This window comes from Streptomyces sp. AF1A (assembly GCF_047340315.1).
Classification (GTDB): Bacteria; Actinomycetota; Actinomycetes; order Streptomycetales; family Streptomycetaceae; genus Streptomyces.
Genome location: NZ_JBLEBI010000264.1, coordinates 1 through 6,841 on the forward strand (window position 1 = coordinate 1; position 6,841 = coordinate 6,841).

General features: G+C 71.7%; 5 protein-coding genes and 2 pseudogenes. 3 read left to right on the forward strand and 4 right to left on the reverse strand.

Annotation, left to right across the window (positions count from 1 at the left end):
• Positions 1 to 220, forward strand: a pseudogene (locus tag ACLU3S_RS34920) (cellulose-binding protein); the annotation flags it as partial.
• Between the two features lie 18 nt (positions 221 to 238).
• Here ACLU3S_RS34920 and ACLU3S_RS34925 read toward each other — a convergent pair.
• The 4 genes and pseudogenes from ACLU3S_RS34925 to ACLU3S_RS34940 form a co-directional block, all read right to left on the reverse strand.
• Positions 239 to 1,843, reverse strand: a complete 1,605-nt coding sequence (locus ACLU3S_RS34925) for a cation acetate symporter (protein WP_413955993.1) — start codon at positions 1,841 to 1,843, stop codon at positions 239 to 241.
• Positions 1,840 to 2,244, reverse strand: a complete 405-nt coding sequence (locus ACLU3S_RS34930) for a DUF485 domain-containing protein (protein WP_413955994.1) — start codon at positions 2,242 to 2,244, stop codon at positions 1,840 to 1,842. The genes ACLU3S_RS34925 and ACLU3S_RS34930 overlap by 4 nt, the downstream gene beginning before the upstream one ends.
• A gap of 176 nt (positions 2,245 to 2,420) precedes the next feature.
• Positions 2,421 to 2,639: a hypothetical protein gene (locus tag ACLU3S_RS34935; protein ID WP_413955995.1), complete on the reverse strand. Its 219-nt coding sequence runs from the start codon at positions 2,637 to 2,639 to the stop codon at positions 2,421 to 2,423.
• Positions 2,633 to 2,925 (reverse strand): annotated as a pseudogene (locus ACLU3S_RS34940) (MFS transporter); the annotation flags it as partial. The gene ACLU3S_RS34935 and the pseudogene ACLU3S_RS34940, both read right to left, overlap by 7 nt.
• A gap of 390 nt (positions 2,926 to 3,315) precedes the next feature.
• On the opposite strand from ACLU3S_RS34940, the gene ACLU3S_RS34945 reads away from it, so the two are divergent.
• Both ACLU3S_RS34945 and ACLU3S_RS34950 read left to right on the forward strand, forming a co-directional pair.
• A complete protein-coding gene (locus ACLU3S_RS34945; protein WP_413955996.1) occupies positions 3,316 to 4,104 on the forward strand; it encodes an ABC transporter ATP-binding protein in 789 nt (262 codons plus the stop codon).
• The gene (locus ACLU3S_RS34950; protein ID WP_413955997.1) at positions 4,101 to 6,683 is read left to right on the forward strand and encodes an ABC transporter permease; all 2,583 of its coding nucleotides are present in this window, start codon (positions 4,101 to 4,103) and stop codon (positions 6,681 to 6,683) included. The genes ACLU3S_RS34945 and ACLU3S_RS34950 overlap by 4 nt, the downstream gene beginning before the upstream one ends.
• Positions 6,684 to 6,841: the final 158 nt, after the last annotated feature.

The window sequence follows — 6,841 nt, forward strand, 5'->3', positions numbered from 1 at the left end:
TCTCGAGGAGGCCCGGAGGTCCGCGCGGCGCTGCCAGGAGGAGGCACGCGCGCGTGCCGCCGAGATCATCGCCGACGCGCGCGTGCACGAGGAGCGCATCGCCCAGGAGACGGAACGGCTGCTGTGCGAGCACGGCGAGACGTGGGAGGACCTGAGGGCGCAGATGGACACCTTCCGCAGCAGCCTCATCGCGCTGACCGGCCGGGTGGCCGCGGAGTAGCGGCGGCCCGGCGCCGCGTCACTTGCGCACCGCGCCCGCCAGGATCCACCCCTCCACCGCCTCGTACTGGTGCCGCTGCTGCTCCGCCTTGCCGCGGCCGCAGACGACCGTGCCGAGCCAGCCGAAGAAGAAGCCGGCCGGGATGGAGACGATGCCGGTGGTGGTGAACGGGAACCAGTTGAGGTCGGCGTGCGGGAACGCCGCGATCGGCGAGCCGGAGACGAGGTTGGTGCCCGGCATCAGCACCAGCACCGTCAGCGTGCCCCCGATCAGCGTGCCCAGCAGCCCGCTGCGGGTGTAGCGGCGCCAGAACAGGCCGTAGACCAGGGCGGGCGCGATCGCGGAGGCGCCCAGGCAGAAGGAGAGCGTCACCAGGGGCTGCAGGCTGTGGTGCTGCACGAGGGTGGCGAGCAGGATCGTCGGGATGCCGATGGCGAGCGCCGAGAGGCGGGCCAGGGCCATCTCCCGGCGGGCCGGCATCTCCTGCACCCGGGCCGCGAAGACGTCGTGGGCCAGGGAGTTGGCGCAGGCGAGGATCATCCCGGCCACGGAGGCCAGCAGGGTCAGGAAGAGGGCGGTGGTGACGAGGGTGAACAGGAAGCTCTCCGCCGTCGACACGTCCGCGCCGAACACCGCGCGCGAGCCGAGCAGATAGGCCGTGTTGCCCTGCGGGTCGGCCGTCGCGATCGTCGCCCGGCCGATCAGCGCCGTGGCGCCGAGCCCGACCACCGTGATGATCAGCACGAACAGGGCGACGATCGACGTCGCCCAGGACATCGAGCGGCGTATCTGGCGGGCGCTGGAGGCGGTGTACATGCGCATGGTGATGTGGGGCAGGACGCCGCCGCCGAGCACGACGGTCAGCTCGGACGCGACCATGTCGAGGCGGGAGCGGCCCGAGGTGCCGAACTGCAGTCCGGAGTGCAGGTAGGCGGGCCCGGCGCCGCTTCGCCGGGCGGCGGCGGTGAACAGGGCGCCCGGGTCCCAGTCGAAGCGGCGCAGCATCAGCAGGGCGACGACGGCGCCCGAACCGACCAGCATCACGATCTTCAGGATCTGAATGAGCGCGGTGCCCTTCATGCCGCCGATCGCCGCGTAGGCGATCATCAGGGCGCCGAGGCCCACGACGCATCCGGTCTTCAGCGACTCGCTGGAGAAGCCCAGGATGAACGCCATCAGCTGCCCGGTTCCGGCGAGTTGGACCAGCATCAGCGGCAGCAGCGCGGCGATCGTCACCGCGCAGGTGGTCATGCGCACCGCGCGGCCGGGCAGCCGGCGGGCCAGCGCGTCGCCCATGGTGAACCGGCCCGCGTTGCGCAGCGGTTCGGCCAGCAGGAACATCAGCAGCATCAGCGACAGCGCCGTACTGAGTGCGAGGACCACGCCGTCGTAGCCGCACAGGGCGATCACGCCGCCGGTGCCGAGGACGGTGGCGGCGGAGATGTAGTCGCCGGCGATGGCCAGGCCGTTGCGCAGCGGGGACAGCGAGCTGTAGCCGGTGTAGAACTCGTCGAGGTCGTCGCGGTCGGGGCCGGTCATCACGCACAGCAGCAGGGTCACCGTGGCGACGGTGCAGAAGGCGACCAGCGACATGGACTGCGCGGAGCTGCTGAAGCCGGTCATCGCGCCGCCCCCCGCCGCGCGTCCAGCGCCGCCTCCCTGCGGATGCGGTCCGCGAGCGGGTCGACGTGCCGGCGCGCGGTGTGCTCGTACAGGGCGATCGCCAGCCAGGTGACGGGCACCTGCAGCAGGGCGAGCAGCAGCCCGGCGGGGATGCCGTCGGCGACGGTGCGCGTCATGAAGCCGGGCGCGGACGCGGAGAGCACCAGGAACAGCGTGAAGTAGCCGAGCGCGGTCAGCGTGGCGGTGCGCCGCTGCCAGCGGTAGGCGCTGCGCAGGACGCGCAGGTCGCTGTGGTGGCCCAGGAGTTCGCGGACGGGCCGGACGTCCGGGCGGGGCGGCTCGGGGGGCGCCGGTTGCCAGGGGTGGGTCAGGTATGGCTGATGCGGGGGGTCGTAGGACATCCCGGGGCTCCTTGCGTGGCTCGGGTCCGCGGCGGCGGACCGCAGGGAGGTGGGGGGTGGGATCGGTCCACGCACGCTACTCGCGCACCGGCGGCCCGCGCGGCGTTTTCACCGAACCTGCCGGTCGGTATGCGCTTACTGCGCGGCGACGCGACCGACCTGGGGTGTCACCCGCGTTAACCGGCCGACGGGGTACGGCCGTCGGCCGCGGGGCGGTGCTGGTCCTGCCGCACCGGGAACCTTCGCGGCGCCGGCACCAGCAGCAGCACCAGGAAGGCCGGCGCCGCCGCGCAGGCCGCGCCGACGTAGACCGCGTTCACCGCGTCGGCGATCGCCCGCCGGGTGGCCTCGGGAGCGGTGCCGGCGTTCAGTGCGCGCGTGATGGAGTCCGCCACACCCAGCCCGGGATGATCGGCTCGGCCGCCCGCCGCTCCATCAGGACGACGACCGCGGCCGGCTCCGGCCCGGCGGCGAACAGGCCGAGCGACGGCGCGGACAGCCAGGGCCACACCGCGCCGCCCTGCACCAGCGTCGGCAGCAGCACCCCGCCGCACGCGAACACCGCGAGCGCCCCGCGCGGTCCACGCGCGCACGGGCGGGCTCGTCCCGGTGCGGCTCGTGCAGATGACGGACGATCAGCCACAGCGCGGCCGCGCCGATCGGCAGGTTGACGAGGAATACGTCCGGTACGACAGCCTCCCACGCGCTGTCCGAGTTGACCCTGACGCGGCGGGAGGGTGGAGGCTGTGCGCACCGTCGGGTGGAGGCGACCCCGAGGAAGGCTCCACCCGACGGTGGAGCACCCCTAGGGGGACCTCCGTACCAGGGCTCGGGGAGGGTTCGTCCCGGCGGAGGACGAGCCCGGCCGGGTCCCGTCCTTAACCTGGCTTCACGCCGCTGGGGGCGGCTGACGCGAAGGGACGGGGTGGGGTTTTCCCCCGGGCAAGACGGGGCTCCGCACCAGCGCGCCGCACCCCCGACGACCGCGAGACTCATCGACGTACCGAAGACGACGCCCCGGACCACCGGGGCACCGACTGCAGACCTGCCAACCGACATAGGAGACTTACCGTGACATCGGCTGTGACCATTCCCAGGCACGGGGGTACTGGAGGGCGTACGGCCGTTGCCGCGCGGGCGCGGCAGGTCGTCAAGGCGTACGGGTCCGGCGAGACCCGTGTCGTCGCCCTCGACCACGTCGACGTGGACATCGCCCGCGGCCAGTTCACCGCGATCATGGGCCCCTCGGGGTCCGGCAAGTCCACGCTGATGCACTGCCTCGCCGGCCTCGACACGGTGACCAGTGGCCGGATCCACCTGGACGAGACCGAGATCACCGGCCTGAAGGACAAGAAGCTCACCCAACTGCGCCGGGACCGGATCGGGTTCATCTTCCAGGCGTTCAACCTGCTGCCGACGCTCAACGCGATCGAGAACATCACGCTGCCCATGGACATCGCCGGCCGCAAGCCGGACCGGGCGTGGCTGGACCGCGTGGTGGAGACCGTCGGGCTCGCCGGGCGGCTGAAGCACCGGCCGACCCAGCTCTCCGGCGGTCAGCAGCAGCGCGTCGCCGTGGCCCGCGCGCTCGCCGCCCGCCCGGAGATCATCTTCGGGGACGAGCCGACCGGAAACCTCGACTCCCGCGCGGGAGCGGAGATCCTCGGCTTCCTGCGCCGCTCGGTGGACGAACTCGGCCAGACCTTCGTGATGGTCACCCACGACCCCGTCGCCGCCTCCTACGCGGACCGCGTCCTCTACCTCGCCGACGGCCGGATCGTCGACGAGATGTACCAGCCGACCGCCGACCAGGTCCTGGACCGCATGAAGGACTTCGACGCCCGGGGGCGCACCTCATGAGCGTCCTGAAGACCTCCCTGCGCAACTTCTTCGCGCACAAGGGCCGCATGGCGCTGTCCGCCGTCGCCGTCCTGCTCTCCGTCGCCTTCGTGTGCGGCACGCTGGTGTTCACCGACACGATGAACACCACCTTCGACAAGCTGTTCCAGGCCACCTCCTCGGACGTCACGGTCAGCGCCAAGGGCTCCTCCGACAGCGGCGAGACCACCTCCCGCACCGGCAGGCCGCCCGTGATGCCGGCCTCCGTGCTCGGCGAGGTGCGCTCGGTGCGGGGCGTGAAGTCCGCCGAGGGCACGGTGTTCTCCACCTCGGTGACCGTCATCGACGCCAAGAGGGACAAGCTCTCCCCGACCAGCGGCGCGCCCACCATCGTCGGCAGCTGGAACCGCAACGACGCCCGCACCATGAAGATCACCTCCGGTGCGGCGCCCAAGGGCCCGGACCAGGTGATGGTCGACGCGGACACCGCCGACAAGCACCACCTCGAGCTCGGTGACGACATCGGCATGATCTCGGTCGTCGGCACCCGCCACGCGCGCGTGTCCGGCATCGCCGCCTTCCAGGTGACCAACCCCGGCGCGGCCATCTTCTACCTCGACACGAAGACCGCCCAGCAGACCCTCGTCGGCCGCACCGGCGTCTACACCGACGTCAACGTCACCGCCGCCAAGGGCGTGAGCGACGACCAGCTGAAGAAGAACGTGGCGGCCGCGCTCGGCCGCGGCTACAAGGTGCAGACCGCCAAGGAGGTCGCCGACGCCAACCAGAAGAGCGTCGAGAGCTTCCTGAACGTCATGAAGTACGCGATGCTCGGCTTCGCCGGGATCGCCTTCCTGGTCGGCATCTTCCTGATCATCAACACCTTCTCGATGCTGGTCGCCCAGCGCACCCGCGAGATCGGCCTGATGCGCGCCATCGGCTCCTCCCGCGGGCAGGTCAACCGGTCCGTGCTCGTCGAGGCCCTGCTGCTCGGCGTCATCGGGTCCGTGCTCGGCGTCGGCGCCGGCGTCGGTATCGCCGTCGGCCTGATGAAGCTCATGGGCAACATGGGCATGCACCTGTCCACCGACGACCTGACCGTCGCCTGGACCACTCCGGTCGTCGGCCTCGTCCTGGGCGTCGTGGTCACCGTCCTCGCGGCCTACCTGCCCGCCCGGCGCGCCGGCAAGATCTCCCCGATGGCCGCCCTGCGCGACGCCGGCACCCCCGCCGACGTCAGGTCGGGCGTCGTCCGCGCCGTGATCGGCCTCGTCCTCACCGGTGCCGGCGGGTTCAGCCTGTACGTCGCCGCCGGCGCCGACAAGGCCAAGGCCGGCTCGGGCTGGCTCGGCCTCGGCGTGGTGCTCACGCTGATCGGCTTCGTGGTGATCGGCCCGCTGCTCGCCGGCGGCCTGGTCCGCGTCCTCGGCATGGTCCTGCTGCGGATCTTCGGCCCGGTCGGCCGGATGGCCGAGCGCAACGCGCTGCGCAACCCGCGCCGCACCGGCGCCACCGGCGCCGCCCTGATGATCGGCCTCGCGCTGGTCGCCTGCCTGTCGGTCGTCGGCTCCTCCATGGTGGCCTCGGCCACCGACCAGCTCGACAAGACCGTGGGCACCGACTTCATCATCCAGCCGGACAACGCGCAGCTGATCACCCCGCAGGCGGTCAAGCTCATCAAGGAGACCCCGGACCTGGCCCGGGTCACCGAGTACCGGCCGACCACGGCCGACTTCACCACCCCGGACGGCAAGACCCTCAGGGACACCGACATCACGGCGGCCGACCCGAGCTACGCGAGCGACCTGCGCAAGAAGACCGTCGCAGGCAACCTCGCCGACGCCTACCGGCCCGACTCGATGTCCGTCCACGAGAAGTTCGCCCAGGCCCACGACATCCACCTCGGCTCGAAGATCACCGTCGCGTTCAAGGACGGCGCCACCGCCCACCTGACGGTCCGCGCGATCACCAGCAGCGACGACGTGATCGACCAGGGCGCCAAGTACACGTCCATCGCCACCCTCGCGAAGTACGTGCCCGCCGGCCGGATGCCGCTCGACGAACTGGTCTTCGCCACCGCCAAGGACGGGCAGCAGGCGGCCGCCTACAAGGCGCTGAAGTCGGAGCTGCACGACGGCTACCCGCAACTGACCGTGCGCGACCAGACCGACTACAAGAAGGCGCTGAAGGACCAGATCGGCCAGCTGCTGAACATGATCTACGGCCTGCTGGCCCTGGCGATCATCGTCGCGGTCCTCGGGGTGGTGAACACCCTGGCGCTGTCGGTGGTCGAGCGGACCCGGGAGATCGGCCTGATGCGGGCCATCGGCCTCTCCCGCCGCCAGTTGCGCCGCATGATCCGCCTGGAGTCCGTGGTGATCGCCGTCTTCGGCGCCCTGCTCGGCCTCGGCCTCGGCATGGGCTGGGGCGCGACCGCCCAGAAGCTCCTCGCCCTGCAGGGGCTGAAGATCCTCGACATCCCCTGGCCGACGATCATCGCGGTCTTCGTCGGCTCGGCCTTCGTCGGCCTCTTCGCCGCCCTCGTCCCGGCGTTCCGGGCAGGCCGCATGAACGTCCTGAACGCGATCGCCACGGAGTAGCCGCGCGATCCGACCGACGGCCACCGCACACGGGGGTGACGACCACCGCACACGGGGGTTGCGGGGGAGGACACGGTGCCGGGGAGTCTCGAGCGACTTCCCGGCACCGGGCTGCTCAGCGGGTCATCGGCCGGGCGGGCCGGGGAGCGTCGGGCGGC

Coding starts and splice junctions, on each gene's coding strand:
- ACLU3S_RS34925 (WP_413955993.1), bottom strand. CDS start 1,843: ATGACCGGCTTCAGCAGCTCCGCGCAGTCCATGTCGCTGGTCGCCTTC.
- ACLU3S_RS34930 (WP_413955994.1), bottom strand. CDS start 2,244: ATGTCCTACGACCCCCCGCATCAGCCATACCTGACCCACCCCTGGCAA.
- ACLU3S_RS34950 (WP_413955997.1), top strand. CDS start 4,101: ATGAGCGTCCTGAAGACCTCCCTGCGCAACTTCTTCGCGCACAAGGGC.